Here is a 25,285-nt window from a genome sequence, read left to right as displayed (position 1 = left end):
AACCGTTACCGGCGTGGTGTTTTCGCTTCGCGCAGCGCGTCGAGCGAATACCTGCCCGGTCCGAGGAACACCAGCAGGAAGAATCCGAAGCAGAACAGTATCGACGGGGTGCCGCCGTTGCCGTCGGGCGGGCCGCCGATGGGCCACAGTGAATTCGGTTGGTGCATCCAGAAATACGCGACCGCCATGGTGCCGGACGCCAGGAACGCGGCGGCGCGGGTGCACAGCCCGGCCCCGATCAGCAGCCCGGTGACAAACTCGATCAGCCCGGCGTACCAACCTGGCCAATCGCCCACGCGCACTGGATGCCCCGACGCGACGGGCCAGCCGAACAGGATCATCGAGCCGTAACCGGCGAACAGGAAGCCGTAGACCAGCCGGAACAGGCTCAGCACGGCTGGCGAGTAGCCGGCCATGCGCACGTTGAGATCGTTCGTCATGCGCTCCACGTTAATGTCCACCACGCCGCGTCCCGGGCCGGAATCGCGGCCGGTTCCCGGCACGTTTCGGCATGTGTACAGAATGAGACGGGTGTTGGCCTACCTGTTCTTGCTGGTCGCGATCGCCGCGGAGGTGGTGGCGACCAGCCTGCTCAAGAGCACCGACGGCTTCACCAGGTTGTGGCCGACCGTCGTCTGCCTGTTGGGTTACGGCATTTCGTTCGCGCTGCTGTCGCTGTCGATCTCCCGCGGCATGCAGACCGATGTCGCCTATGCGCTGTGGTCGGCGATCGGCACGGCTGCGATCGTGTTCATCGCCGTGACGTTTCTCGGCTCGCCGATTTCGGTTGCCAAGGTGGTCGGTGTGGGGTTGATCATCGCCGGAGTGGTCACCCTGAACCTGGGCGGACTCCCCCACTGAGCTGCTGGCCCTGCCGACATCCGGCGCTTGGGGCTTGCGGCACGGGTGGGGGTGGCGACGCGCAATCGTTGGCCGAGCACGTAAGAAGAGGGGGGACGCGGGTGCCTCGCGACACCGGGTACGAGGACGAATTGCGCTTCGAGCAGAGCTATGTGGACGAGCTCTACGCGCGACTCGACGACGAGCGCGCGCGTGCCACGGACAGATACCGCACCGCGTTGCGGGGCGAGGACAGCGAGACGCCGATGGATCGCGACGTCGAGGTGCGGGCCCTGTCTCGACGGATGAAGCGTCTCGACGTCGCCGACGACGGCTTGTGTTTCGGTCGGCTGGACAGCGTTGCGGGGGAGCGCACCTACATCGGACGCATCGGGCTGCTCGACGAGGGCGACGAATACGAACCGCTGTTGCTCGATTGGCGGGCGCCGGCGGCGCGCGCGTTCTACACGGCCACCGCGGCACACCCCGAGGGCATCCGCCGGCGCCGCCAGTTCCACACCCGCGGGCGCCGGATCCTTGACTTCACCGACGAGGTCCTCGGCGAACTGCGCGACGGCGACCAGGTTGGCAGCTCGACCGACGCCGCCCTGCTGGCTGCTGTCAGCGCACCCCGCGGTGAGGGGATGCGCGACATCGTGGCGACCATCCAGGCCGAGCAGGACGAGATCATCCGACTTGACCATCCGGGCGTCCTGGTGATCGAGGGTGGGCCCGGCACCGGCAAGACCGTGGTGGCGTTGCATCGCGTCGCCTACCTGCTTTACACCCAGCGGGAGCGGATGGAACGACACGGGGTGCTGGTGATCGGGCCCAGCCCGGAGTTCCTCAACCACATCAGCCAGGTGCTGCCCGCACTGGGCGAGTCCACGGTGGTGTTCGCGACCACCGGCCGCCTGGTGCCCGGGCTGCGCGTCACCACCGAAGACACCCCGGCCGCTGCGCGTCTGAAGGGTTCGTTGCAGATCCTCGACGTGCTGGCCGCGGCCATCGCCGATCACCAGCGGCTGCCGCCCGAGCCGATCCCGATCGAGCTGTCGGATGCCGCCGTGCGCATCGACGCCGACACCGCGCAGTGGGCCCGGGAGGAGGCACGCACCAGCAAACTGCCGCACAACGAGGCCCGCGCCGTGTTCGCCGAGATCGTTACCTGGACGCTCACCGAGCGGGCGATCGCCAAGATCGGCCGCGGCTGGCTGGACCGGTCGGACACGGGCGCCTGGGAGGCGGTGCGGGAGGACCTGATCGAAGAACTTGCTGAGCACGCCGGCTTCGCCGCCGCGCTGGACGAACTCTGGCCGATTCTCACCCCGGAGACACTGCTGGCGTCGCTGCTGGAGTCGCGCGAGCGGTTACAGGCCGCCGGCGGGGATCTGGCCATGTTGCGCGCGGTCGGCGACGCCTGGACCGTCTCCGACGTGCCACTACTGGACGAACTGGTCGACCTGCTGGGCGTCGACACGGTGACCACCGCGCGGGCCCGGCAGATCGCCGAACAGGAGCAGCGCGAGGAGGCCGCTTACGCCGCCGGGGTGTTGGACCTGATGGGCGACCGGGAAGATTTGATGGACGACGAAGATCACCTACTGGCCCAGGATCTGCTCTACGGTGCGGAACTGGCCGAGCGATTCGTCGAGCGCGACACCCGCGAATTGGCCGAACGCGCCGCCGCGGACCGCAATTGGACCTATCGGCACGTCGTCGTCGACGAGGCCCAGGAACTGTCCGAGATGGACTGGCGGGTGCTGATGCGCCGCTGTCCCGCGAGGTCGTTCACGGTGGTGGGCGATCTGGCTCAGCGCCGCTCGGAGGCCGGAGCGACATCGTGGGACGCGATGCTGCGGCCGTACGTGCCCGGCCGCTGGGTGTACCGGCTGCTGTCGGTGAACTACCGCACCCCGGCGGAGATCATGAGCGTCGCCGCGGCGCTACTCACCGAGTTCGCGCCCGACGTCGTGCCGCCGGAGTCGGTGCGCGCGGCCGGGGTGAAGCCCTGGTCCCGGCGTGTCACAGCCGACGAATTACCCTCCGCCATCGATGAATTCGTCCAAGACGAGGCGGGCCGGGAAGGCACCAGTGTGGTGATCGGGCCCCCCGGTGTGCCCGGCACGGTGCCGCCGGCGCAAACCAAGGGACTCGAGTTCGACGCGGTTCTCGTCGTGGACCCGCAGCGGATCCTGTCCGAGGGCTCGCGCGGGGCGGCCGAACTCTACGTCGCCCTCACCCGCGCGACCCAGCGTCTGGGAATTCTGCACCAGGGTCCGCTCCCGGCGTTCCTGAGTGGTCTGGCCGCCGACGGTGTCATTTCGTCGTGATGTCGCGCGACCGTGATGTCGCGTTCACGTTTCGGACGGCAATTGCGCGCCAGGTGTGCAAACATCGCTGCCAGACTGACCTCCTGCCTGCCGCCGGGTTCGTCGGCTCCGCTGAAGAAGACTCGAGGGAGTACACGCTCACCATGACCGATCTGGACCGCACGCCCGCCGACGAAATGCCCGCCACCGCAAGGGCCGAACTGATCGAGCACTCCCGTACCGGCATGGGCGCGGCCGCCCTGCAGCGGGCCATCACCGACCATCTGCGGTATTCGATCGGCCGTCCGGCCGCCGCCCTGCGGCCCGAGCACTACTACCGGGCGCTGGCGCTGGCCGTGCGCGACCGCATGCAGGACCGGCGGGTGGCCTCCACGCAGCTCTCCCTCGACCTGGGCCGCAAGGTGACCTGTTATCTGTCGGCGGAGTTCCTGATGGGGCCGCAGCTGGGCAACAACCTGCTGAACCTGCGGATGGAGCGGGCGGCCAGAACGGCGCTGGCCGCGATGGGCCAGAACTACGACGAGGTGCTGGCCTGCGAAGAGGAGCCGGGACTGGGCAACGGCGGCCTGGGCCGCCTCGCGGCGTGCTACCTGGACTCGCTTGCCACCCTGGAGCGCCCGGCGATCGGCTACGGCATCCGCTACGAGTTCGGCATCTTCGACCAGGAGATCCGCGACGGCTGGCAGGTCGAGCAGACCGACAACTGGCTGGACAGCGGAAACCCTTGGGAGATAGCCAAACCCGATGTCAACTACCTGGTGAAGTGGAACGGTTACGTCGAGCACTACACCGATGACTCCGGACGCGACCGGGCACGCTGGGTGCCCGGGCTGATGCTCAAAGGAGTCGCCTACGACACCCCGATCCAGGGCTACGGCGTCAACACCTGCAACGTCTTGACGTTGTGGAGCGCCCGGGCGGTCAAGTCGTTCGCTCTGGATGCCTTCAACACCGGGGACTACTACAAGGCGGTCGAGGACGAGGTCACCTCGGAGACCGTTACCAAGGTGCTCTACCCCAACGACGAACCGGAGGCCGGCAAACGGCTGCGACTGTTGCAGCAGCACTTCTTCGTGTCCTGTTCGCTGCAGCACGTGCTGCACATCATGGACGACCTCGCCGACGTTTCGGTGCGCGAACTCCCTCAGCGATTCGCGTTGCAGCTCAACGACACTCACCCTTCGATCGGGGTCGCCGAGCTGATGCGGCTGCTGATCGACGAGCGTCAGCTGGACTGGGAGGAGGCGTGGCAGATCACGGTCGCGACGTTCGCCTACACCAACCACACGCTGCTACCCGAGGCATTGGAGACCTGGCCGCTGGAGCTGTTCGGCGAGTCGCTGCCCCGGCACCTGGAGATCATCTACGAGATCAACCGCCGGTTCCTCGACGAGGTGCGCATCAAGTTCCTGGGCGACGCCGACCGGGTCAAGAGGATGTCGCTGATCGGCGAAGACGGCGCCAAGTTCGTCCGGATGGCGCACCTGGCCACCGTCGGCAGCCACGCCATAAATGGGGTCGCCGCCCTACACAGCGAACTGCTGAAAGACAGTGTGCTCAAAGACTTCTACGAGATGTGGCCGGAGCGCTTCAGCAACAAGACCAACGGTGTGACGCCGCGCCGCTTCCTGGCGCTGGCCAACCCAGGACTGCGAGAACTCCTGGACCGCACCATCGGTGACGGTTGGCTGACCGATCTGGGGCGGCTGCGCGGCCTGGAGCAATTCGTCGACGACGCAAGCTTCCGGGAGCAGTGGCGCGACATCAAACGCAACAACAAGGCGCGCCTCGCCGCTTTCGTTCGCTCGGCGACCGGTGTCGAACTGAACCCGGAATGGATCTTCGACATCCAGGTCAAGCGCATCCACGAATACAAGCGCCAGCACCTCAACGTGCTGCACATCATCGCGCTGTACTACCGGCTCAAGCAGAATCCCGGTCTGTCAATTCCGCCGCGCGCATTCATCTTCGGCGGCAAGGCGGCACCCGGTTATTTCCTGGCCAAGCGAATCATCAAGCTGATCAACGCGGTCGCCGAGACCATCAACGCCGACCCAGAGGTCAACAAGACTCTGAAAGTGGCGTTCATCCCGAACTTCAACGTGCAGAACGCGCACCTGATCTACCCGGCCGCCAATGTCTCCGAACAGATTTCCACCGCCGGCAAGGAAGCCTCCGGTACCGGGAACATGAAGTTCATGATCAACGGCGCACTCACCGTCGGCACCTTGGACGGGGCCAATGTCGAGATTCGGGAAGAGGCCGGGCCGGAGAACTTCTTCTTGTTCGGTCTCACCGTCGAGGAGGTGGAAGCCCTGAAGGCAAACGGCTACCGCCCGGCGGACTACATCGACAGCAACGAGGAGTTGAGCGCGGTGCTCGACCTCATCGCCGGCGGAATGTTCTCACACGGCGACCCCGAGGTGTTCCGGCCGCTGGTGGACAACTTGCGCCACCACGACTCGTTCCTGGTGTGCGCCGACTTCGCCTCGTACGTCGCGTGTCAGGAGCGGGTGAGCGCGGCGTGGGAAGATCGGGACGCCTGGACGAAGATGTCGATTTTGAATACCGCACGCAGCGGCAAGTTCTCGTCGGATCGCGCCATCGCCGAGTATTGCGAAGACATTTGGAAGGTGTGGCCGCTGACCGTCAAGATCTGACGATCGCGGCTTACCCGGAAGCTGTTCGGGGCTAACCGATCTCGCTGTTGACGTAGACGGCGACGTACCCGATGGGGATGCCGGTCCGAGCGGCGATGCATCTGCGCGCTGCCAGTTCGACCGCGGCGCGATCGGGCGCCCGGGTGACCTCGTCGACCTCGGGTATCCGGACCGTCCAACCGTCCGCGTCGCGGACGATGTCGATGTCGAAGCACTGGCCAACGGTTACGCATTTCACGAAATGGCTGCGAACCCTGCGCGACGGACGTGCATGCCGCAGAGTGGGCTGAAGAGGCATGGTGTTTTCCTGGGACGATGATGGGCCGCGGGCAAGACTAGTGCGATTTGGCGGCAATACCTAATCGCAACCTGTCCGCAGCCTGCTATTGGGTTTGCGAACCCAGTTCGGCAATGCGTTCTGCCAGGGCCAGGATGCGCTGGGCATCGCGCACATGCAGGCTTTCGATCATGCGACCGTCGACGGTGATGACGCTCTCCCCGGCGGCCTGCGCCTGCTCATAGGCCTCGACGACCTTGTTGGCGTGGGCGAGCTCGCCTTGCGATGGCCCGAATATCTCGTTGGCCGGCCCGACCTGCGAGGGATGGATCAGCGTCTTGCCGTCGAATCCCATCTCGCGGCCCTGCTGCGCCTCGGTCCTGAAGCCGTCTTCGTCCTTGATGGCGTTGAACACGCCGTCCAGCACCACCTTTCCGGCCGCACGCGCGCCCAGTACGGCCAGCGCCAGCGCCGGGACGACGGACGCCCGTCCGGGGACGTGCAATGCGTGCAGCTCGTTGACCAGATCGTTGGTGCCGACGACGAGTGCCGCCAACCGCTCGCTGGCCGAGGCGACTTCTTCCATGCGCAGGAAGGCCCTGGGCGTCTCCACCATCACCCACAGCTGCAGCGACTCCGGGGCCCCGAGTCCGTCGAGCCGGTCGGCCAGAGCCCGGACCTTTTGTCCCGTCTCGACTTTCGGCACCAGCACGCCGTCGGCGACCGAATCCGCCACAGCGGCGAGGTCGTCGTCGTGCCATTCGGTGTCCAAACCGTTGATGCGCACCACGATCTCGCGGGGGCGGTAGGCGCGCGACGCGACGGCATCGCACACTCGGCGCCGCGAGTCTGCTTTCGCATCCGGCCCGACCGCGTCCTCGAGATCGAAGATCAACACGTCAGCAGGCAGGGATTTGCCCTTTTCCAGCGCTCGGGCGTTGTTGCCGGGCAGGTAGAGCGCCGATCGGCGCGGGCGCAGCGTCGGCGCCATGAGCACGTTCCCTTCCGTCCGGTGGGCGGCAGCTAATTTACGTTCACGCCGTAGTCGAGCGCTATGCCGCGCAGTCCCGAGGCGTAACCCTGGCCGATGGCGCGAAACTTCCACTCGCCGTCGCGCCGGTAGAGCTCGCCGAACACCATTGCCGTTTCGGTTCCGGCATCTTCCTGTTCGCGCCGCATGCGAGCGCACTGGCATCGAGGTCGTAGGTGCTGTCCCAGCCCAAACCCACGGCCACGGCGGTCAGGTGTGGTGCCTGCTTGGTGAGGGAGACGTTGCCGCCCTTGTTCAGACTGACGCCCATGACGATCACCTTCCGCGCGATGTGAAAATCCTGGAGTGCCCGCTCCCGGCCCCGTCCGGGTGTAGAACCCTATGAAACCAGACCCCGCACAGCCAAGGAGCAGACCATGCCGGCCGTTTTCGTACATGGCAATCCAGAGACCGACGCGATCTGGGGCCCGCTGGTCGCGGCTCTCGACCGCGACGACGTGGTGCTTCTTTCGCCGCCGGGGTTCGGGGCCCCGTTGCCCGACGACTTCGCGGCGACCTACCTGGCCTACCGTGATTGGCTCGAAGAAGAGCTGGAACGCATCGACGAGCCGATCGACCTGGTCGGACACGACTGGGGCGGTGGACACGTGCTGAACGTGGTGATGCACCGCCCCGAATTGGTGCGCAGCTGGGTCAGTGACATCGTCGGCGTGTTCGACCAGGACTACGTCTGGCACGACCTCGCCCAGGTGTGGCAGACGCCGGGTGCCGGTGAGGAGCTCGTCGACACCATGATGGGTGGATCGATCGAGGATTGGGTGGCCCAGACCGCGGAATTGGGAATACCGGCCGACATCGCGGCCGCGATCGGCCAGGCGCACGGCCCCGAGATGGGGCGAGCCATCCTGGCGCTGTACCGTTCGGCGGCGCAGCCGGCAACAGCTGAGGCCGGCCGGGCACTGGAGAACGCGGCGGCTCGTCCCGGACTGTCCATCCTGGCCACCGAGGACAGCTACGTCGGATCCGAGCAGATCCGGCGGCGGGCGGCGGCGCGCGCGGGCGCGCGGACGGAAGTCCTCGACGGGCTGGGACATTGGTGGATGCTGCAGGATCCGCATCGCGGCGCGGCGGCCCTCACCGGGTTCTGGGAGACGCTGGCTTGAGTTCTCGGCGGCGCCGGCCCGGCTAGGTGGCGCCCGCGCCTTGCAGCGACTCGGCGACTTCTCGTGCCGCCCGGGCGCCGGCTTCGATGGCGCCGTCGATGTAACCGGCGTGCTCCGCGGCGGTCTCCGCCCCCGCCCAGTGAATGTGCCCGCTCGGTTGCGAGCTGAAGGGCAGGAAGCCGGCGCGGGTGCCCTTGTCCGGCAGCGCAATGTATCCGCCGCCGACGAAAGAATCCGAATGCCAAGCCTTTTCGTGCCAGCTGGCCGGTTGGACTACCTGCGGGCCGAGATGCGCCCGCAACTGGCCCAGCAGTGTGGCACGACGATCTGTGTCCGTGTCGAGGGCGCGGGCGTCGGGTCCGGCGACCAGCAGGCAGAGGTGCCCGGGTCCATCCGGCGGCGAAGAGTCGAACACGGCGAAGCCGGGGTCTCCCAGGACGAGGCACTCGGCATGGGTGCGCGCACGCCAGAACGGGGTGTCGTATACCGCGATCGCTTTGAACACCGAGCCCATATATGTGCTGCGTTGCAAAGCGATTCGCTCCGGCGGCAGCGCCGGTTCGAAAGCGATCCGCCGCGCCATGGGAGGTGGCACGGTGATGACGGCCCGGGCGGCACGCACCTGCCCCGTGCTGGTTGCCAGTGAAACTTCGTCGGCTCCCTGGCGGACGGCGGTGACCCCGCAACCGGTGTACACCCGCTCACCCAGGTCGGCCGCGAGCCGCTCGGGCAGAGTCGCCGCTGCCTCGACAAGCAGCGATTCCTGGGCTCCTCCTTTGGTTTTCAACATTTTAGTGAGCCCGCCCTCATACCGGATCAGCGAGATAAGTGCCCGAATCGAACAGCGGTCGGGGTCGGCGGTGGAGCTGACGACGGTGATCAACTCGAGTAGCCGTCGCGCTCGCGACGAGGGGACCCGCCGCAGCCAATCCTCGACCGTTGTGGTGTCCCACCGGTCTGGTGCGGGTAGCCGGGACATGGCCTCGACTCCGGCCAGTGCGGCGAACGCCATCAGCACCGGCGGCGAGAGCAACGAGACCGCGTGGCCACCGTCGAGGATCGCCGGGCTTTTCGGGGTACGCATGTCGAACTTCGTCGTGCCGAGTTCGGCGGCGAGAGCCGCGAATCGATGGTGCCCGTGGCCGATCCATTGTCCGCCGAGGTCCAGTCTGGACCCGAGCGCGGAGGTTTCGCCCATCATGCGTCCGCCGACCCGGTCGGCGGCTTCGAGCACCACGACGTCGATTCCCTGACGGTGCAGATCGCGCGCCGCGACCAAGCCGGACATTCCGGCCCCGACGACCGCCACGGTGGCGTAGTCCGTCATCGATTTTTCTCCAAATCTGGTGTTCTGGAACGGGATTCGCGGCTTCAGGGAACCGATCCGCCGGACACCGCCCGCCGTGTTGTCAGGCCACCGGCGCCCGCCGCCACGCCGTATTCGGACAGCGGACCGTCGGGTGTCCCCTCGGCTCGCGGTGACGGCGATCGGGCGAACGGTGCGGGCCGCCCCGGTTCGGCCGCTTGGTGTAGTCGATCGCCATTCCTGGTGTCCCTCCGTTTCAGGCCGGCGAGCACAGCAGGGGTGGTTCGTCGCCAGCCCCCGAATAGCAGGCTATAGCGTCCTGAGCCTGAATCGAGCCGCAGATTCTCCGCGCCAGGACGGATGCCTCAAGTTGTTGGCGTTGGGTCTGCGTTCCCTATGAAGCTGACCTGATGGGACCGTTGTGCCCACCTACCGTCGGCAGGTGGGTCGCCGCTGCCGGCCGTCACCTCCACTGAACCGAGATATGAAAACGTAAGGCGAAGTTGTCAATTCCGCTTCTTGCGACATCGACTCGCCGTAGGCTGCCTCACGCAAACTCAAGTGGAGGTTGAGGAATATGACCGTTCGCGTTCTCCTGGCGTCGGTGGCCGCAGGCGTCGGAGTTCTCGGCATCGGCTTGACGGTCGCGCCGGATGCACAGGCCGACCCCCCGTACGCCAACTGCACCCAGGCCCACAACGACGGCCGGTACAACATTCCCAAAGGGGACCCGGCCTACTCGCCCAAGCTGGACCGCGACAATGACGGAATCGCCTGCGAGTCCCGCTGAGCGACCGTCTCGCTTCACGCCGGAGCAGGCCGGCGCCGGGCCGCCGTGGCCTGCGAGACGCAATTCGCGGCGTTTGCCGATGGACGCGTTCGGTGATTTCGACGACCCCAAATAATCCCCACACCACGCGAGATCAGCAGCGCCATCAGTCACAAACCGCGCGCAGTAGAATGCGACAACATTTGCGTAATGTATGTGTTTGACATGATCAATGGTGGGAGTTGTTGGCTGCCTGTGCTTTTCGTCACACGAGTATGCCTCCGGACTTTGCCATGCGGGCATCGACGAAGCCCTATTTTGTAGAGCGGATACCGGCTACTTATTCGGAAAGCAACCGAGGGAGGAACTGGCATGTTCGGCAGCGTCCTACGGGAGGCGGCCTGCTCGGCGACCCAGCGCGCGGGCATGGTTAACAATTCTGACCAAGTGTCAGCAGCAATCGTGGCTTCTGCCGCGGCGATGGCGCCAACGGTCGAGGAAGGTTTGCGAGGGGCTGAGTTGCCTTCCGTTAAGCGACACCGTTGTATCCGCGTGCCAAACAGGACGGTTCAAGCATGACGCAACCGGTTTCGCCAGGATGGTATCCGGACCCGTCCGGACGTCCCGGCACGCGCTATTGGGATGGAAGCCGGTGGACCGTCGTCGAGTCCGGGGTGCCAACACGGAAGCGGCTCATCTGGCCCTGGATCTTGGTCGGCACGGCGGCGCTATTTCTTGGAGGCTGCGGAACACTCATCGCGATCGGATCGGTAGCAAACCACGGCAAGAGCAAACTCGCCGAGCACAGCGCGCAGTTGAGGCCCCCTAGCGCTTCGGTCCCAACGTTGCCGTCAATCACTGCGCAACCAACGGTGCCAGCAGCAGCAATAGGCCAGGAAGCCAGAGACGGTGAAATGGTCTTCATGGTCACCTCAGTCGATCAGTCAAGGGTCGCCGGCAACTCGTCCAATCCCTACATGCAGGTCACTGCGCAGGGTCAGTTCCTGAACGTGCACCTGACGGTTCGCAACGCCGGAAACAAACCGCTCACCTTTATGGCGGCAAATCAGAAACTGACCCTTGGCGGCAACACGTACGAACCCAACAACTCCGCCGCCCTGTGGACCGACTCCATGAACGTAAGCATCAACCCGGGCAACAGTATTCAGGCGGTCGTGTCTTTCGATGTGCCGACAAATACCCCTCTCAACGGCACCGTGAATTTGCGCGAGTCCATCCTATCGAAGGGCGTCGACGTAGCGATTCAATAGCAGTTAGGCCATCCGAACCCGATCAGGCCTCCGGCATAGCCGGTTTCCCGCCCGCAACCTGCGTCGGCGCCGACTTCGATGCCCTCCGCGCGCAGCCGGGTTCTCACGTACCCGAGATGGAGAGCCGGCCGGGCGGATCTGAAATCCAGCCCTGGGCACCGGCAAGCACAGCCGCGTGCACCGCTCGCGCGATCCGGGCGCCGAACTCCGAGCGCGGCCCACCGTAGGTTTCCGGAGTTCCGTCCGTCGGGCAGTGCACGACGATCGCGTCCGAGGCTGTTCCGGTGGCCCGCACCCCGGCCTCGTACAACGCCTGCACTTTCGCCTCCGTGGCAGTGGCCACGGCGTTGACGAGAGCTGCCTCAGACAGCCGTACCGGCACCGCAACCACGATGTTGATCGTGCCCACCCGGTGCTCGTCACCGGCTATGAGCGGTCGGTACTCGACGGTCTGGAAGTCGGCGAATCCAGCCGTTCCGGCGCCGGACGGCAACTCGCCGCGGAAGTGCCGATCGGGCGCTGCCGCCCAGGTCGGGTGGGAGAGTCCGACCGTCGCGGCGGCAACAACGCCGGTGTCGGCGGCAACGTGGTAGCGGGACACGTCGACGGCGGTAAGCAGCCCGCAGCCGGTGCCGATGAGCTCGAAGCCGGCGGCTATTTCGATTAGGTGACGGTCCGGGTCGGTCCGGTCGTAATCGAGCGGAACCGTCGCGTTGACCACCCAGCCCCGAACCCCGATACCGCCGCCGAGCGGGCCCGACGAAATGCACAGTCGGGGCTCGGCGAATTGCCAAACAAGAACCGGCAGCGACCGAGCCCGTTCCACCCGGGCAGTCAATCTTGGATGCACCGTCTCATCCTCGCGTACTGTCACGAGCCTCCTACACACGCCGCTCGGAAGCTGCCAAGACTGCGCGACGGAGCATCGCGGCAGCGCGGATGTCAAGAGGTTGCAGCTGGCGACGGGCACCGACCGACACTTCCCCAGGTTCGGCAAAGCTGCGACCCCCGTTTCCGACTCCGGCTGGTTAGGTCGTTCAGCAACGCCCGTGAAAGAGTCGATTGAGCCGCGGGCCGGTACGCCGGCACCGGTGTAGTTGCCGTGGGTCGCAAGAGCCCTGCGTGATGACTTCACGAAAAACGTTGCGTGCTAACCCTTTCGGCCGACATGGAGAAGGTCCGATCAGGTCGCCCAACCATGAAGTGAGCCGCCCGCGATTTCTCCGCGGCACAGTTAGCTCGCCGATCGGCAAAGGCGGCGCGTCACACGATTGATCGAAGGCCCACCGTGGCGTTACCCCACAAAAAGAGACACGACCAATTTCCGCGCAGCATGATTTTAATGGTGAACTTCAGGTAAACTGCCCACGAACTCCCGGTGTCCCACTGCCCGACGGATCGTCCCGTGGCCCGCATACCACCGTCAAACCGTCGGGGACTAGCAGAACGGAGCCCCTGCTATGTCCACCCACATCACCGTTTCCGCTCGCTCTGTGTTGACCGCGGCCGTTGCGCTCACCGGCGCGGCAATCCTGGGCGGCGGCGCAGCATCAGCCGACCCGAACCAGGACGACCAGTTCCTGGGACTGCTCAGCCAAAAAAGGCGTAGCTGCCCTGTCGGGAGTGCCAAGCCTCATCGCCACAGCGCATCAGATCTGCCGCAATCTCGACGACGGGATGTCAGCGGGTGCCCTGGTGGACGCGCTGGTAGACAATGCCAACAACGTCACTCCCGGTGCCGACCGAGATCGGCTCGCGCGTACCCAGGCCCGCTTTTTCGCTGCCGCAGTGGAGGCCTACTGTCCGAACCATCTGGCACAGGCAGCTGCTATCCCTGCGCGATGGAACGGACCGAGGCACCGGGTGCTCCTCGCCTCGCTGATCAAAGTGAGCAATCCGGAAAACCCGACGCAGCCGGCACCGGGACCGGACGTCCAAAGTGTGATACCGCCGCAGGCACCTGCTCCCGCTCCGCCAAGAACGTTGGCACCGACGGTAACTGGTCCGCCGCCGGGCGCCGGCGGAGGCGGAGGCGTCAATGGTGGTGGGGCGGGCGGCGTGGGCCCGCCACCGCCCATGGAACCCGGCATCATCGCGCTCGCGCCGTAACCGCCCAGTCAGCCGGCCATGTCGGGCGGGCACGCTGATTTCGTCGGCACACGACACGAGATCGTTTTGGTATCAACACAATTACGCTGCCGTTCAACAGCTGTCACATTGTTAACATCACTGCGATGCAGGACCTGGCGGTGTATTCACACCTTCGACGATCACGCCCGATTTCCCGGCGTGATGTTTTGCGCTACAGCATCGCAATGTCGGCAGTGCCGGGATTGTTTGCGGCCTCGACAATGGCACCCGCCGCCGCAGTCCCCACGGCGGCTACTTCCACTCCGAAACTGATCGACTTCGCCATGAACCAAATTCCCGCGGAGCAAATTCTCGGGCTGCCGGCTACGCCGGCGTCATCAACTACGTCTCGCTGTCGCGTCCCGGCTCGTCCTTCGGCGCCAAACCGATTACGCGGCCCTACGCCGAGCAGCTGAAAGCAGCCGGGTTGATGATCGTCAGCAACTACCAGTACGGCAAGCCGGGCGGGTCAGCATCATCGGACTTCAAGCGCGGGTTCGACGGCGGCGTCGCCGATGCGCGCACCGCGTGGAAGCTGCATACCGCGGCGGGTGGCGGTCAAAGTGCGCCGATCTTCTTCACCATCGACGAAGACATCAACCACGACACCTGGAACAACGTGGCGCTGAAGTGGTTTCGCGGAATCAACTCCGTGTTGGGAGTGCAGCGCACCGGCGTCTACGGCGGCATCGACGTGTGCCAGTGGGCCGCCGCAGACGGTGTCATCGGGAATTCGCGCACTCCCGGCCGCCGGTGGGCCTGGCAGACGAAAGCTTGGTCGGGCACGCGGATCGACCCCGCCGCCGTCCTCTACCAACGCGTGGTGAGTACGGCGTCGAATCCAGGCCCACGTGTCGGCGGATTCGAAGTCGACGTCAACGATGTCCTTGCCCAGGATTTCGGCCAGTGGAGTTTGCATCCCTGAGACCCTCGCATCAGCCTGATGAAAACGGTTGAAGTTGACCTTCGTCAGGCCCTCCGCCACTGAGCCCGTCGTCGATCCATTCTGCGATCACGGTGTCGAATGCGGCTGCCAATCGGCATTTTTCGCCGTCTCCCGCGGGTATCGTTCCGGAGGTGTCGCTGCCGGAGCTGCTGATGCGCACGGCTCAATCAGCGGCGATTCCGTTGCTGGTGGCCACCGCGGTCAGTCACATTGACGCGCCGCCTAACCACTTGGGCACCACCGTCAATTGGACCTTGATGTGGCGCAGGTCAATTGCTCTCGTTAGCGGTGTTGACCCACCGTGAATGTCTGGCGAGCCGCGTGGGCAGCGGAGTGCTCTCCCATTGACCGTGTTCGAGCCAGTCGCGTAGCGCGGCAGCGTCACCGTCACCGTCGATCGGGCCGATCCAGTGGGCCGGTCCGCACGCGTGGCGGTCCACCGTGCAGGGCTGCAGCAGCGCCATAACCCCGCATCCGGATTGCCGAGATGCACAGGCCACTGGCCCGAGGATGCACGCAGCGGAGACCAGCATGCCGTGCGGGCAGCGTTGGATCGTCGGGCGCAGTTCATCGATCACCGACAGAGCAGGATCGCCCGAGCAGGCGTTGCAGACGATGACGGTGAAAGGTCGGTCGGTCCGGTGTGGGACGGTCATCGCGTCTGGCCCGGTCGATCTCGGTTGCCAACCGCCGTTGCACCCCAGAGAACGAGGAGTACGGCATCAGCAGCTTTACCGGCTCTTCGTAATTCAGAGTGCATCGACCAGTGAGTGCAAGGCGCCACTGTGTAGCAGTGAGCGCCATCGGTAGTGGGTGAGATTTCGGAAGCCAAGGGCGTTGCGGCGCAGGGCTTCCAGGCGGCCGTTGATGGCCTCGGTGGGCCCGTTAGAGGCGCGGTGGTCGAAGAACGCCAGGATGTCGGCGCGGCGGCGGTGCAGGGTACGGCCGAGTTGGGCCAGTTCGGCGAGGATCGCGGGGACGCCGCGGCGTAACGAGTTGATGATCGCGGTCATCATGGTCTTGGCGCGGCGTCGGTCGGGGTGGCTGTAGGCGGCGATGATGCGCTGATAGACGCTCCAGGTCACCATGACCCCGAGATGATCGTCATCGGCGAACACCGCTTCCAATCGTGCCCGTTGCCGGGCGCTTAGCAACGGCACCCGGGTGCGCAGGGAGCGGCGTACTCCGTAGAGCGGATCGCCGGTGCGACCCCGGTGCCCGCAGGTCAGCTGCTGGATGCGTTGGCGGCACAGATCCAACTTCAGGCCCGCCAGCGCGACGACGTGGAACGGATCCATGACCGCGGTGGCGTCGGGCAGTTCCTCGGTGGCGGCGGTCTTGTAGCCGCCGAAGCCGTCCATGGCGATGACCTCGACCTGCTCGCGAAACGCCGGCAGCTGATCGGCCAGCCAAGCCTTCAGTGCTGCAGCGGAGCGCCCTTCGACAAGGTCAAGCAGCCGTGCTGGCCCGGTGCCGTCGCGGACCGGGGTGAGGTCGATGATCAACGTGACGAACCCTGCGGTGCCGCGTCGCCGTGGAGCCCAGCGGTGCTCATCGACCCCGATGACCCGCACACCGTCAAGCCGATCGGGTCCGGCCGCGGCGATCACAGCCGCAACGGTGCGCACGGCGATCGTGCTGACGGTATGCCAGGACACCCCGAGTTCGCCTGCGATCGCCGAAATGGTCGTGCGGTCGATCATTAACCGCCGCAATACATATCGGGCACACCGACGGGTCGTCGACGAGCGTGGGGCGGCAAGTTTGTCGAGGTTCTGGTTGAACACCGCCCGCCCGCACTGTGGTGTGAGACAACGGTAGCGCGGGATTGCGACCCTGAGCACCAGGAGGGCAGCCGGCCACCGGCAGATCGGTCAACGGCCGCACGACCGTGTCGCGATAGCGGCCGTCGTGGCCACAGTCCGGGCAGCGGGGATCACGGGCCACCGGCGTGCAAAGATCGTGGTCTGCTTCTCGTCGACTGCGGCGTCAGTGATCGTCACCCCCAACTCGATGGTGCGCATGATCGTGTCGGCAACAACAGACGGCGAGCAGGCAGTAGCCTCAGGCACGGGTTCCCTCGGTGTGGTGGTTGTGGCAGGTGTAGGAACCCGAATCGTCACCCGCCGAGGGCCCACCTCAGCTCACCGACACGACAACATTCCCGGCAATCCGCCGATCACCGACGCACTCTCGTTCACGAAGAGCCGCTTTACCTTCCGTGCAGATCGGCCGTTTCATCCGCAACGATTGAATTCGGTGCTTGACGAGATGCGAGGATTATTGCGCAGCAAGGGGTTTTGCTTCGAGCGCCGCGTCGATCGTGTCGAAGCGTTCGGTCATGTACCGATACAGTTTGGAGAATTCATCGTGCGTCATATCTACAGTCAATTATATTGCAAATGAGCAGAATTGGGAATATCGGCGTTCAAATCCCGATCGGCTATCGTGCTCGACCGACCGACGATTACATGAAGTGATCGCTTCGGTCGAATGGCTCGGCAGTGCTGAAAAGTGTTCAGCTTTTAGCTCATTCGCTATACAGACAGGCGCCCGGAGGAGCGGCGGCAGCATCTGTGGCGACCGGCTAATCTGACGCATCCGCAACGCGCCCATAGTAGCGCTCCCAATCATCGTCGCATGTCGACGGTCCGCCAAACGATTTTCGCTCCGTCAGCTCCTGCTGTATCCGTCGCTGGCGCCAGTCCTTCATGCCTTCGTACACATTGCCAGGGACGCGGTTGTCGAGTATGAAATGCTCCGCCAGCCATTCTGCGTTCATGCAGGCCACGAGGCAGCAGTACTTGGTGCGGAGTTGCTGCTGCCCGGGGTTCTCACGCTCGGGTTCGGTAGTGTCGGCATCCTCGCCAGCTGGCGCCTGCGCCAACAGGCGCAGCGCTGGCGAAGCCGACGCGTCAGAAGCCGGCCTGTGCGCAGCATCCGTTCGGTCAGGTACTGACTTTGCCCGAGATCAGAGAGTGGACGCACGACGAGCGGAATTCGCTGATAAAGGCCAATATTCGCCAGCTAGAGCGTGACCGATCCTAGCCGACCTGCACGAGCGGCTAAGAATCTGAGAGATCGGGCATGAGGAGCTTTATACGTGAGGAAGCCAACCGGACCCCGACGGGGACAGGACGAAGCCGCGCCCCTGCGGATCCTTGCATGCCGTTGTCTTCTTGTCGTCAACCCCACATACGACCCCGCCGACGGTGATCGAATGCAGTGGCGGCAGAGTCTTAATGGGCTGGTCGTGGATCGTGTTGTTCACGATGTAGCGTGGACTTGCCGATTCGTAGAGGCCTTTTTGGGTGTCCATGTAGTGCACGGTCGTGACGGGATTGGCCACCGGGGCAACGCCTGGGAGATTGTTTCCCAAACACGCTGCACCTCCGTTATCGATCAGGCAGACGACACCGTCCGGTGAGAGGAAATAGTCAGTCCGCGTGGGTTGTCGTCCCGGGTTATCGAACGCAATTTCATAATTGGCGATGTCGACAGGTGTGTAGCCGCTGAGGTCAGGAAACTTCAGTGGTTCGGCGTGTCCATCGCATGCGGTCAGCAGCGAGGTCGTGAGGATTACGATAGCGGTGCAGAGCGCTCTGGTAAGCATATCTAATGTCCTATTTATGTGGGTTCACCTGGAATTGCTCGACGGTATAGGTGTCGCCGGTACCGGTGTCCCATTGACTGACCAGTACCCCGAAATTATCCAGCGTAGAACCAGGCACGATGAATCCGCCGTAATTCTGCGGGTAACCCGTCCCAGGAGTCAGCGCCGTCGGCCAGATACCTGCCTGTGCGACCACAGTGTTTAGTGAGTTGTTGGGATCAAAAATCTGGACGGGCGCTCCGTTGCCAACTTGGATTTCAGTTCCCCCCGGTAGCCCCGTTCCAGCCCGACAAGACGGGGCGGCCACCGACCTCGCGAAAGCTGATTTCTCCGTAGTGAACGCCACGGTCTGTCAGTGGGACCGCGCGCGCGCTGCGGAGTCTGGGCCTGCTTGGCCAAAATCGTCGCCGGTCCAGGGCTTCCAGGAGTCGCGGTTGGTGATGTCGGCGGGGTTGTCGACCTCGTACATCGTGATGCCCAGGCTGCGGTCGAAGGCGTCGGCGGCGATGTAGATATGGCCGTTGCTGGCTTGGTAGCCGCTGATCTGGGTGGGCGCGCTGTCCGGTTTGGTGCCCACCGCCAGGTGGTTCGGCCCGCGCCACCGTTAACTGCACACCGCCAGCAGTCAGCGCCAGGTCGTGGGCTGCCGCCAGCGCCGGAGACGCACCGGCGCCCGCCTCGGGAACGGGGTCGGTCTTGATGTCATTGGTAATGTCGTTCACCACCGCTTGAACCTGCGGCTGCAGCAGCGCCATCGCATCCAGATCCATTTTGACCAGATCAGCCACGTGAGCCCCCTGTCTGCTATGGAGTCGCATAACCCACATCACGGCCAGATCCACACTATAGAAATGGCTCGTGATGACCACAATGCCCGTCCAGCCGAGACTCGCGGGCAAACCTCTGTTGCGCTTGCAGTTGCAGTTGCAGTTGCTCGGAAGGCGTCGCAAGCCGAGACCAGCGTTTTTAAAGTTTGCAATAATTGACGGCCATTCAATGAATTCATGCGTCGCAGAAATGCGTATTTGTATTGATTTTGTGCAATATTCCATTGTACAATTAATGGTACAAAGGGGCGCCATTCGAATGACACCAGAACAAATTGCAAAACTTATCAACCTGCTCAAAATCAAGCGGACGGAATTGCGCCTGAGCGCCAATGAGGTCGCCAAGCGCGCCAAGGTCGATCCTGGCACTGTTTGGAGAATCGAGCAGGGATTGATCGCGAACCCACGGGTCGAGAACCTGGTCGCAATCGGCCGCGTCCTCGCCATCAGCCCGATGGAACTGTTCACCACCGCAGGCTGGTTTACCGCCGACGACCTACCGGATTTCGGCACTTACCTCAGCACCAAGTTCGAAGGCATACCCGAAGCTGCGGTCGAAGACATCGAGCAATACGTCGACAAGACCCTGGATGCCCACACGCGGCGCTCGTCCCCCTCACCAAAGCCTGAGGCACTACAACCACTGTCCACAATGCCCCCCGCGCCCCGAAGGAGTGCTGACATGAACAGATCAACCAAGTTTGAGGAGCCCACCAAGGCCGTCCTTTACCCTCCGGGTGTCATCCAAGAAGCAGATGGACACCGCCGTCGACATCGACCCGGATGGCAATTCCATTGCCACGCAACGGGAAGTAGCCAGCCGCAAGGCCAACAACCTGGGTGCTGATGTCGTGAAGGAATTCGTCGAGCCAGGTGTTTCTGCGTCGACGATCGAGAAACGCCAAGCATTCCAAGACATGCTGACGTTCCTGCGCGAGCACAGCGACGTGCGCTACGTCATCGTATACGCCCGCTCCCGCGCCTTCCGCAACTACATCGACGCAGCCATCACCAAACGCCTTCTCGATAAGCTCAATGTCAAACTCGTCTCTGCGCGTGAAGATTTCGGCGACGGTGTCTACGCCGACATGATGGAGGCCGTTACCGATATCTTCAACGACGTTCAAAACAAGCTCAGCGGTGAAGACATCCGAATCAAATTGCAGCACAAGGCCATTAACGGAGGCACCACAGGACGAGCCCCAATCGGCTACCTCAACACCAGGACCGAAGTCGAGGGGCGACTGATCAATACTGTCAGCCTCGACCCCCTCCGTGCACCTCTGGTACTGAAAGCCTGGGAGCTGTATTCCACGGGCGACTATTCAATCGAACGACTCACGGCCACGATGGCCGACCTGGGCTTGACCAGCAAACCAACCGGCCGCTGGCCAGCAGGCAGACCGATGTCCGACACGCAATTGCACCGGATGCTCGGCGACGCCTATTACGCCGGCTTCGTCGTCTACAAGGGTGATATCTACCCCGGGCGACACGAACCGATCATCGGGCAGGACCTCTTCGAGCGCGTCCGTGAAGTTCAGGCCGCCCGCAGCGGCCGCGGAACTCGCGATCGTGTTCTCAACCATTACCTCAAGGGACTGCTGTTCTGCGACCGATGTGACGAACATGGCCGGACCTCGCGGCTCATCTATACCGAGGCCAAAGGCCGCAGCAGACGCTACGGGTACTTCCTGTGCCGAGCACGACAAGACGGGCTCTGCGACCTGCCGCACATCGCCATCGAGCGCGTGGAGCAGGCGGTCGTCGACCACTACATCACTTTCCAACTCGGCGAGGAATTCGCGAACGAATGTCGGGAGAAGCTCGACGCAGCACTCGCCGACGCCCAGGGCAGCGAGCGAGAAGTGCACGCAGCACTCACGCGGCGCCTGAGGGAACTCAGCGAGAAAGAGTCCCGGCTCATCGATCTTGCCGCCGACGGCACATTGCCGGCCGCAAAGATCCGCGCCAAGCTAAACGAGGTCAAGATCGACCGCGCCCGCATCGAAGCTGGCCTCGCGACCACCGCCGATCAGCTGTCGCTCGGCGCGGGAGTGCTGCGTGATGCGCTGCACCTCGTCGCCGACACCCACGCGCTGTACCAGAACGGAAGTAATCAAGTCCGCCGCAACCTCAACGACACGTTCTTCCAGAAGCTCTACATCGACGACTGCGAGGTTGTCCATGACGAACTGAAGCCGCTTTTCGCCGAAATCGCCGAAGCAAAGAGGGCAATGATGGCCTTAGGCACAGCGGACGCCCGATTCCGGGACGCCACAACTGCGGATTCAGTCAATAACAACAAAACGGCCCCACTCGGACTCGCTGGCATTTTTTTGGCCAGCGGTTCGAGTAAGGCCGGTCTGGTGGAGCTAAGGGGACTCGAACCCCTGACCCCCACACTGCCAGTGTGGTGCGCTACCAGCTGCGCCATAGCCCCAAGTCGTGCTCATCGAAGCTACACCACCGGCCACACGGGTTCAAAACCGCTGGCCAGGGCGGCGGCACGGACCCGTTCCGAACAGCGGGCCCGCTTCTGCGAAAGCAAGACACCGGCCGCCACCAGCCCCTACTCGATGGCCTGGTTGACCACCTCCCGGGCCACCTGCTGCACCTCAGCGAGGTGCTCGGGACCCCGAAACGACTCGGCGTAGATCTTGTAGACGTCCTCGGTGCCCGACGGCCGCGCGGCGAACCACGCGTTCTCGGTAACCACCTTCAGCCCGCCCAGCGCCGCGCCGTTGCCCGGCGCGGAGGTCAGCTTCGCCACGATCGGCTCCCCCGCCAGCTCGGTGGCCGTCACCTCAGCAGCCGATAGCCGCGACAACCGAGCCTTCTGCTCGCGGGAAGCCGGCGCGTCCACCCGCGCGTACACCGGCGCACCGTAGCGCCCCGTCAGCTCCGTATACCGCTGCGACGGCGTCCGACCGGTTACCGCCAACATCTCCGAGGCCAGCAGCGCCAGAATGATGCCGTCCTTGTCCGTCGTCCACACCGATCCGTCCCGACGCAGGAACGACGCCCCCGCCGACTCCTCACCGCCGAAACCGATTGTGCCGCCGATTAATCCGTCGACGAACCACTTGAAGCCGACCGGCACCTCCACCAACGTCCGGCCCAGACCGGCCACCACCCGGTCGATGATCGACGAGCTCACCGCCGTCTTGCCCACGCCGACGTCCGCAGGCCAGGACGGCCGGTGCGTGAACAGGTAATCGATGGCCACGGCCAGATAGTGATTCGGGTTGAGCAGTCCCCCATCCGGAGTGACGATGCCGTGCCGGTCGGAGTCGGCGTCGTTACCGGTGGCGATTTGATAGCGATCCCGGTTGGCAATCAACGACGCCATCGCATCCGGCGAGCTGCAGTCCATCCGGATCTTGCCGTCGTGGTCCAGCGTCATGAACCGCCAGGTCGCATCGACCAGCGGGTTGACCACGGTCAGGTCCAGACCGTGCCGATCAGCGATAGCGCCCCAGTAGTCGACGCTTGCTCCACCCAACGGATCGGCCCCGATCCGCACCCCGGCTGCGCGCACCGCGTCGACGTCCACGACGTTCACCAGGTCGTCGACGTACGAACCCAGGTAGTCGTGCCGCTGCGCCGCACCCAGCGCCCGCGCCAGCGGTACCCTGCGCACCGCAGAAAGGTCCCGCAGAATTTCGTTGGCGCGCTTGGCAATCACGTTGGTCGCCGCCGAATCCGCCGGGCCGCCGTTGGGCGGGTTGTACTTGAAACCGCCATCCGAGGGCGGGTTGTGCGACGGTGTCACCACGATCCCGTCGGCCAATCCCTCAGTGCGCCCGCGGTTGTAAGTGAGGATGGCGTGGCTCACAGCCGGCGTCGGGGTGTACCGGTCGCGTGAATCGACAACGGTCACAACGTCATTGGCGACCAACACCTCCAGCGCCGACACCCACGCCGGCTCGGACAGCCCGTGGGTGTCCCGGCCGATGAACAACGGCCCCGTCACCCCCTGCGCGGTGCGGTGCTCGACGATCGCCTGGGTGGTCGCCAGAATGTGCGCTTCGTTGAACGCGCCGTTCAACGCCGACCCGCGGTGACCCGACGTGCCGAACACCACCTGCTGGGCGACCTCGTCGGGATCGGGCACCACCGAGTAGTACGCAGTCACCAGGTGGGGCAGGTCGACGAGGTCTTCGGGCTGGGCCGGTTGACCGGCGCGCGGGTGAGCCATGGGACCAATTCTGCCCATACGCCGCACCGCGCCCTACGCTACGTAGGCGCACAGTTGAAATACCGAAGGGAAACAACCGGTGGCACGCCACGACTATCGGGAGCTGGCCGCGATCTTCGCCGGCGGAGCCCTGGGGTCGCTGGCCCGCGCGGCGCTGGCCACCCTCGCCGTCCCCGATCCGGCGCGCTGGCCGTGGCCGACGTTCACCGTCAACATCCTGGGCGCCTTCCTGGTCGGCTATTTCACCACCCGATTACTCGAACGACTGCCGCTGTCCAGCTACCGGCGCCCGATGCTGGGCACCGGATTGTGCGGCGGGCTGACCACCTTCTCCACCATGCAGGTCGAGACGGTCAGGATGGTCCAGCACGGCCATTGGGTGCTGGCCGTCACCTACACCGTCGTCAGCATCGTGCTCGGCCTACTGGCGGTGTATCTGGCCACCGCCCTGGTACGCCGGGTGCGCTTGCGATGACGACGGCTCTGGTCTGGCTCGGGGTCATGCTGATCGGGGGCGTCGGCTCGGTATCGCGGTTTCTGGTGGATCGCACCGTTGCCCGCCGCGTGGCCCGCCCCTTCCCGTACGGCACGCTCACGGTGAACGTCACCGGCGCCGCACTGCTCGGCTTTCTGGCCAACCTGGCGTTGCCCAAAGATGTCGCGCTGCTGGCCGGCACCGCGTTCGTCGGCGCCTACACCACCTTTTCCACCTGGATGCTGGAAACCCAGCGGCTCAGCGAAGAACGACAGTTGTTCGCGGCGTGCGCCAATCTCGCCGTCAGTGTCGTCCTCGGGTTGGCCGCGGTACTGCTAGGGCAATGGATCGCAGAGCTGATATGAGCGAGCAGAGCCTCAAACTCACCGCCTATTTCGGCGAACGCGAGCGAGTGGTCGGCGAACCGAGGCGATTCCTGGCCGATGGCCTGCTGGACCTGTTCGGCTCGCGGGACATCGCTACTAGCGTAATGCTGCGTGGCATAACAAGTTTCGGGCCGAAGGGCGATCTGCGCAGCGACAGTTCGCTGAGCCTGTCCGAGGATCCCCCGGTCACGATCGCCGCCGTCGACGTCGAGTCGAAGATCCGTGCGGTGGTCGAGCAAACGATGGCGATGACCGGTCGCGGCCTGGTGACGCTGGAACGTGCGCGACTGGTCACCAAAGACAGTGGCACCGACGCCTTCAGCGAAATCGACAGCCGGACCGGCGACGCCGCCAAAATGACCGTGTACGTCGGCCGTCAGGTACGGGTTCTCGGAGCGCCGGCCCACTACGCGATCTGCGAACTGCTGTATCGACACGGATTCGCCGGTGCAACAGTGCTTCTCGGTGTCGACGGAACAGTGCACGGCCAGCGCCAACGGGCCAGGTTCTTCGGCCGCAACGTCAACGTGCCGCAAATGATCATTGCCGTCGGGTTGCCGCAGCAGGTGTCGGCGGCCGCAACCGAACTGGCCGAACTGCTGACTAATCCCCTGCTCACCATCGAACGGGTGCGTCTGTGCAAACGTGACGGTGAATTGTTCGCCCGCCCACAGGAACTGCCGCCGACCGACAGCCAGGGGCGCACGCTGTGGCAGAAGCTGATGGTGCACACCGCCGCGACGGGCCACGACGGGGAGCAACCGATCCACCGCGCCATTATCCAGCAGCTGATGCAATCCCACGCGGCGCGCGGGGCCACGGTGCTGCGTGGCACCTGGGGCTTCTACGGCGACCATAAACCGCACGGGGACAAGCTATTCCAGCTTGCCCGCCAGGTTCCGGTGACGACGATCGTCGTCGACACACCCCAGGCCATCGCCCGCAGCTTCGACATCATCGACGAACTCACCACCCACCACGGACTGGTCACCAGCGAAATGGTGCCGGCCGCGATGACGGTGGACGGGCCCGGACACCGGCCTGAAACTTCACTGGCCGAGTACGACTACTGAGTGCCGAGCCCAACAGCGACGAAA

The 25,285-nt window shown here is 64.6% G+C and carries 24 protein-coding genes, 1 tRNA gene and 4 pseudogenes; 15 read left to right on the top strand and 14 right to left on the bottom strand.

The genetic code is table 11. The features are described 5' to 3' along the window. Positions 1-5: 5 nt before the first annotated feature. The gene (locus L6444_RS08325) at positions 6-440 is read right to left on the bottom strand and encodes a DoxX family protein (protein ID WP_236981667.1); all 435 of its coding nucleotides are present in this window, start codon (positions 438-440) and stop codon (positions 6-8) included. Positions 441-534: 94 nt separating this feature from the next. On the opposite strand from L6444_RS08325, the gene L6444_RS08320 reads away from it, so the two are divergent. From L6444_RS08320 to L6444_RS08310, 3 genes are all read left to right on the top strand, one after another. After that, positions 535-861, top strand: coding sequence for a DMT family transporter (locus L6444_RS08320; RefSeq protein WP_236983919.1), 327 nt, complete (start codon positions 535-537; stop codon positions 859-861). Positions 862-962: 101 nt separating this feature from the next. After that, positions 963-3,173 (top strand): RNA polymerase recycling motor ATPase HelR, encoded by a 2,211-nt coding sequence (gene helR, locus L6444_RS08315; RefSeq protein ID WP_236981666.1) that lies wholly within the window; start codon positions 963-965, stop codon positions 3,171-3,173. Positions 3,174-3,349: 176 nt separating this feature from the next. Next, positions 3,350-5,833: a glycogen/starch/alpha-glucan phosphorylase gene (locus L6444_RS08310; protein WP_236983917.1), complete on the top strand. Its 2,484-nt coding sequence runs from the start codon at positions 3,350-3,352 to the stop codon at positions 5,831-5,833. Between the two features lie 31 nt (positions 5,834-5,864). Here the strand turns inward: L6444_RS08310 and L6444_RS08305 are convergent, their stop codons facing one another. The 3 genes and pseudogenes from L6444_RS08305 to L6444_RS08295 all read right to left on the bottom strand — a co-directional run bounded on the left by L6444_RS08305 (position 5,865) and on the right by L6444_RS08295 (position 7,411). Continuing rightward, positions 5,865-6,071, bottom strand: a complete 207-nt coding sequence (locus L6444_RS08305; protein WP_236981665.1) for a long chain fatty acid-CoA synthetase Faa4p — start codon at positions 6,069-6,071, stop codon at positions 5,865-5,867. Between the two features lie 145 nt (positions 6,072-6,216). Continuing rightward, entirely contained in the window at positions 6,217-7,101 is an 885-nt protein-coding gene (locus tag L6444_RS08300; RefSeq protein WP_236981664.1) for an HpcH/HpaI aldolase/citrate lyase family protein, read from the bottom strand. Between the two features lie 32 nt (positions 7,102-7,133). Then, positions 7,134-7,411 (bottom strand): annotated as a pseudogene (locus tag L6444_RS08295) (TerD family protein). 106 nt (positions 7,412-7,517) lie between these two features. Between L6444_RS08295 and L6444_RS08290 the strand changes: the two are divergent. Further along, entirely contained in the window at positions 7,518-8,264 is a 747-nt protein-coding gene (locus tag L6444_RS08290; RefSeq protein ID WP_236981663.1) for an alpha/beta fold hydrolase, read from the top strand. Between the two features lie 22 nt (positions 8,265-8,286). Here the strand turns inward: L6444_RS08290 and L6444_RS08285 are convergent, their stop codons facing one another. After that, positions 8,287-9,591, bottom strand: coding sequence for a flavin monoamine oxidase family protein (locus L6444_RS08285; RefSeq protein ID WP_236981662.1), 1,305 nt, complete (start codon positions 9,589-9,591; stop codon positions 8,287-8,289). A gap of 556 nt (positions 9,592-10,147) precedes the next feature. Between L6444_RS08285 and L6444_RS08280 the strand changes: the two genes are divergently transcribed. Together L6444_RS08280 and L6444_RS08275 are read left to right on the top strand one after the other, a co-directional pair. After that, positions 10,148-10,360 (top strand): excalibur calcium-binding domain-containing protein, encoded by a 213-nt coding sequence (locus L6444_RS08280; protein ID WP_236981661.1) that lies wholly within the window; start codon positions 10,148-10,150, stop codon positions 10,358-10,360. A 554-nt stretch (positions 10,361-10,914) separates the two neighbouring features. Beyond that, positions 10,915-11,610, top strand: a complete 696-nt coding sequence (locus L6444_RS08275) for a DUF4352 domain-containing protein (protein WP_236981660.1) — start codon at positions 10,915-10,917, stop codon at positions 11,608-11,610. Between the two features lie 103 nt (positions 11,611-11,713). Here L6444_RS08275 and L6444_RS08270 read toward each other — a convergent pair whose 3' ends face one another. Continuing rightward, complete coding sequence (locus tag L6444_RS08270) at positions 11,714-12,460, bottom strand: adenosylcobinamide amidohydrolase (RefSeq protein WP_236981659.1); 747 nt, start codon at positions 12,458-12,460, stop codon at positions 11,714-11,716. Between the two features lie 773 nt (positions 12,461-13,233). Between L6444_RS08270 and L6444_RS08265 the strand changes: the two genes are divergently transcribed. The 3 genes and pseudogenes from L6444_RS08265 to L6444_RS08255 all read left to right on the top strand — a co-directional run bounded on the left by L6444_RS08265 (position 13,234) and on the right by L6444_RS08255 (position 14,991). Beyond that, on the top strand, positions 13,234-13,719 hold the full coding sequence (locus L6444_RS08265) for a DUF732 domain-containing protein (protein ID WP_236981658.1): 486 nt from the start codon (positions 13,234-13,236) through the stop codon (positions 13,717-13,719). Between the two features lie 125 nt (positions 13,720-13,844). Further along, positions 13,845-14,665: pseudogene (locus L6444_RS08260) on the top strand (DUF1906 domain-containing protein). A gap of 152 nt (positions 14,666-14,817) precedes the next feature. Beyond that, positions 14,818-14,991 (top strand): hypothetical protein, encoded by a 174-nt coding sequence (locus tag L6444_RS08255; protein ID WP_236981657.1) that lies wholly within the window; start codon positions 14,818-14,820, stop codon positions 14,989-14,991. A gap of 444 nt (positions 14,992-15,435) precedes the next feature. Here L6444_RS08255 and L6444_RS08250 read toward each other — a convergent pair. Continuing rightward, positions 15,436-16,758, bottom strand: a pseudogene (locus tag L6444_RS08250) (ISL3 family transposase). On the opposite strand from L6444_RS08250, the gene L6444_RS31010 reads away from it, so the two are divergent. Then, complete coding sequence (locus L6444_RS31010; protein WP_459561276.1) at positions 16,679-17,092, top strand: CobW C-terminal domain-containing protein; 414 nt, start codon at positions 16,679-16,681, stop codon at positions 17,090-17,092. The pseudogene L6444_RS08250 and the gene L6444_RS31010 sit on opposite strands and share 80 nt — an antisense overlap. Positions 17,093-17,273: 181 nt before the next feature. Here the strand turns inward: L6444_RS31010 and L6444_RS08240 are convergent, their stop codons facing one another. The 4 genes from L6444_RS08240 to L6444_RS08225 form a co-directional block, all read right to left on the bottom strand. Further along, entirely contained in the window at positions 17,274-17,573 is a 300-nt protein-coding gene (locus L6444_RS08240; protein WP_236981656.1) for a hypothetical protein, read from the bottom strand. A gap of 210 nt (positions 17,574-17,783) precedes the next feature. Beyond that, positions 17,784-18,299 (bottom strand): hypothetical protein, encoded by a 516-nt coding sequence (locus L6444_RS08235; protein WP_236981655.1) that lies wholly within the window; start codon positions 18,297-18,299, stop codon positions 17,784-17,786. Positions 18,300-18,309: 10 nt separating this feature from the next. Further along, the gene (locus L6444_RS08230; protein ID WP_236981654.1) at positions 18,310-18,495 is read right to left on the bottom strand and encodes a DUF4185 domain-containing protein; all 186 of its coding nucleotides are present in this window, start codon (positions 18,493-18,495) and stop codon (positions 18,310-18,312) included. A 156-nt stretch (positions 18,496-18,651) separates the two neighbouring features. Continuing rightward, on the bottom strand, positions 18,652-18,876 hold the full coding sequence (locus L6444_RS08225) for a hypothetical protein (protein ID WP_236981653.1): 225 nt from the start codon (positions 18,874-18,876) through the stop codon (positions 18,652-18,654). A gap of 284 nt (positions 18,877-19,160) precedes the next feature. Here L6444_RS08225 and L6444_RS08220 point away from each other — a divergent pair, with 284 nt between their 5' ends. Both L6444_RS08220 and L6444_RS08215 read left to right on the top strand, forming a co-directional pair. Continuing rightward, positions 19,161-19,973, top strand: coding sequence for a helix-turn-helix domain-containing protein (locus tag L6444_RS08220; protein ID WP_236981652.1), 813 nt, complete (start codon positions 19,161-19,163; stop codon positions 19,971-19,973). Beyond that, positions 19,882-20,844: pseudogene (locus tag L6444_RS08215) on the top strand (recombinase family protein); the annotation flags it as partial. The gene L6444_RS08220 and the pseudogene L6444_RS08215, both read left to right, overlap by 92 nt. Before the next feature lie 258 nt (positions 20,845-21,102). Here the strand turns inward: L6444_RS08215 and L6444_RS08210 are convergent. From L6444_RS08210 to pgm, 3 genes are all read right to left on the bottom strand, one after another. After that, the gene (locus L6444_RS08210) at positions 21,103-21,315 is read right to left on the bottom strand and encodes a hypothetical protein (protein WP_236981651.1); all 213 of its coding nucleotides are present in this window, start codon (positions 21,313-21,315) and stop codon (positions 21,103-21,105) included. A 178-nt stretch (positions 21,316-21,493) separates the two neighbouring features. Continuing rightward, positions 21,494-21,569 (bottom strand) — tRNA-Ala (locus L6444_RS08205). A gap of 129 nt (positions 21,570-21,698) precedes the next feature. Further along, positions 21,699-23,327: a phosphoglucomutase (alpha-D-glucose-1,6-bisphosphate-dependent) gene (gene pgm / locus L6444_RS08200; RefSeq protein ID WP_236981650.1), complete on the bottom strand. Its 1,629-nt coding sequence runs from the start codon at positions 23,325-23,327 to the stop codon at positions 21,699-21,701. Between the two features lie 79 nt (positions 23,328-23,406). Here pgm and crcB (L6444_RS08195) point away from each other — a divergent pair, with 79 nt between their 5' ends. From crcB (L6444_RS08195) to L6444_RS08185, 3 genes are read left to right on the top strand one after another with little or no spacing between them, the layout of a single operon-like run. Continuing rightward, entirely contained in the window at positions 23,407-23,802 is a 396-nt protein-coding gene (crcB, locus tag L6444_RS08195) for a fluoride efflux transporter CrcB (RefSeq protein WP_236981649.1), read from the top strand. Next, on the top strand, positions 23,799-24,167 hold the full coding sequence (gene crcB / locus L6444_RS08190; RefSeq protein ID WP_236981648.1) for a fluoride efflux transporter CrcB: 369 nt from the start codon (positions 23,799-23,801) through the stop codon (positions 24,165-24,167). The genes crcB (L6444_RS08195) and crcB (L6444_RS08190) overlap by 4 nt, the downstream gene beginning before the upstream one ends. Beyond that, positions 24,164-25,261, top strand: coding sequence for a DUF190 domain-containing protein (locus L6444_RS08185; protein ID WP_236981647.1), 1,098 nt, complete (start codon positions 24,164-24,166; stop codon positions 25,259-25,261). Before crcB (L6444_RS08190) ends, L6444_RS08185 begins: the two co-directional genes overlap by 4 nt. Positions 25,262-25,285 lie beyond the last annotated feature (24 nt).

Origin of the sequence: Mycobacterium kiyosense (assembly GCA_021654635.1) — a bacterium.
GTDB classification, from domain to species: Bacteria; Actinomycetota; Actinomycetes; order Mycobacteriales; family Mycobacteriaceae; genus Mycobacterium; species Mycobacterium kiyosense.
Note: the sequence above shows the minus strand (reverse complement) of the source record. Positions and strands in the feature narration are given on the sequence as shown.

Excerpts from the sequence above, each read along its gene's own strand:
- L6444_RS08325 (WP_236981667.1), bottom strand. The coding sequence starts at position 440 with ATGACGAACGATCTCAACGTGCGCATGGCCGGCTACTCGCCAGCCGTG.
- L6444_RS08310 (WP_236983917.1), top strand. The coding sequence starts at position 3,350 with ATGCCCGCCACCGCAAGGGCCGAACTGATCGAGCACTCCCGTACCGGC.
- L6444_RS08300 (WP_236981664.1), bottom strand. The coding sequence starts at position 7,101 with ATGGCGCCGACGCTGCGCCCGCGCCGATCGGCGCTCTACCTGCCCGGC.
- L6444_RS08290 (WP_236981663.1), top strand. The coding sequence starts at position 7,518 with ATGCCGGCCGTTTTCGTACATGGCAATCCAGAGACCGACGCGATCTGG.
- L6444_RS08285 (WP_236981662.1), bottom strand. The coding sequence starts at position 9,591 with ATGACGGACTACGCCACCGTGGCGGTCGTCGGGGCCGGAATGTCCGGC.
- L6444_RS08280 (WP_236981661.1), top strand. The coding sequence starts at position 10,148 with ATGACCGTTCGCGTTCTCCTGGCGTCGGTGGCCGCAGGCGTCGGAGTT.
- L6444_RS08275 (WP_236981660.1), top strand. The coding sequence starts at position 10,915 with ATGACGCAACCGGTTTCGCCAGGATGGTATCCGGACCCGTCCGGACGT.
- L6444_RS08235 (WP_236981655.1), bottom strand. The coding sequence starts at position 18,299 with ATGCTTACCAGAGCGCTCTGCACCGCTATCGTAATCCTCACGACCTCG.
- L6444_RS08220 (WP_236981652.1), top strand. The coding sequence starts at position 19,161 with ATGACCACAATGCCCGTCCAGCCGAGACTCGCGGGCAAACCTCTGTTG.
- L6444_RS08210 (WP_236981651.1), bottom strand. The coding sequence starts at position 21,315 with ATGGACAACCTCGCAGTCGTCGATGTAGAGCTTCTGGAAGAACGTGTC.
- pgm (WP_236981650.1), bottom strand. The coding sequence starts at position 23,327 with ATGGCTCACCCGCGCGCCGGTCAACCGGCCCAGCCCGAAGACCTCGTC.
- crcB (WP_236981648.1), top strand. The coding sequence starts at position 23,799 with ATGACGACGGCTCTGGTCTGGCTCGGGGTCATGCTGATCGGGGGCGTC.
- L6444_RS08185 (WP_236981647.1), top strand. The coding sequence starts at position 24,164 with ATGAGCGAGCAGAGCCTCAAACTCACCGCCTATTTCGGCGAACGCGAG.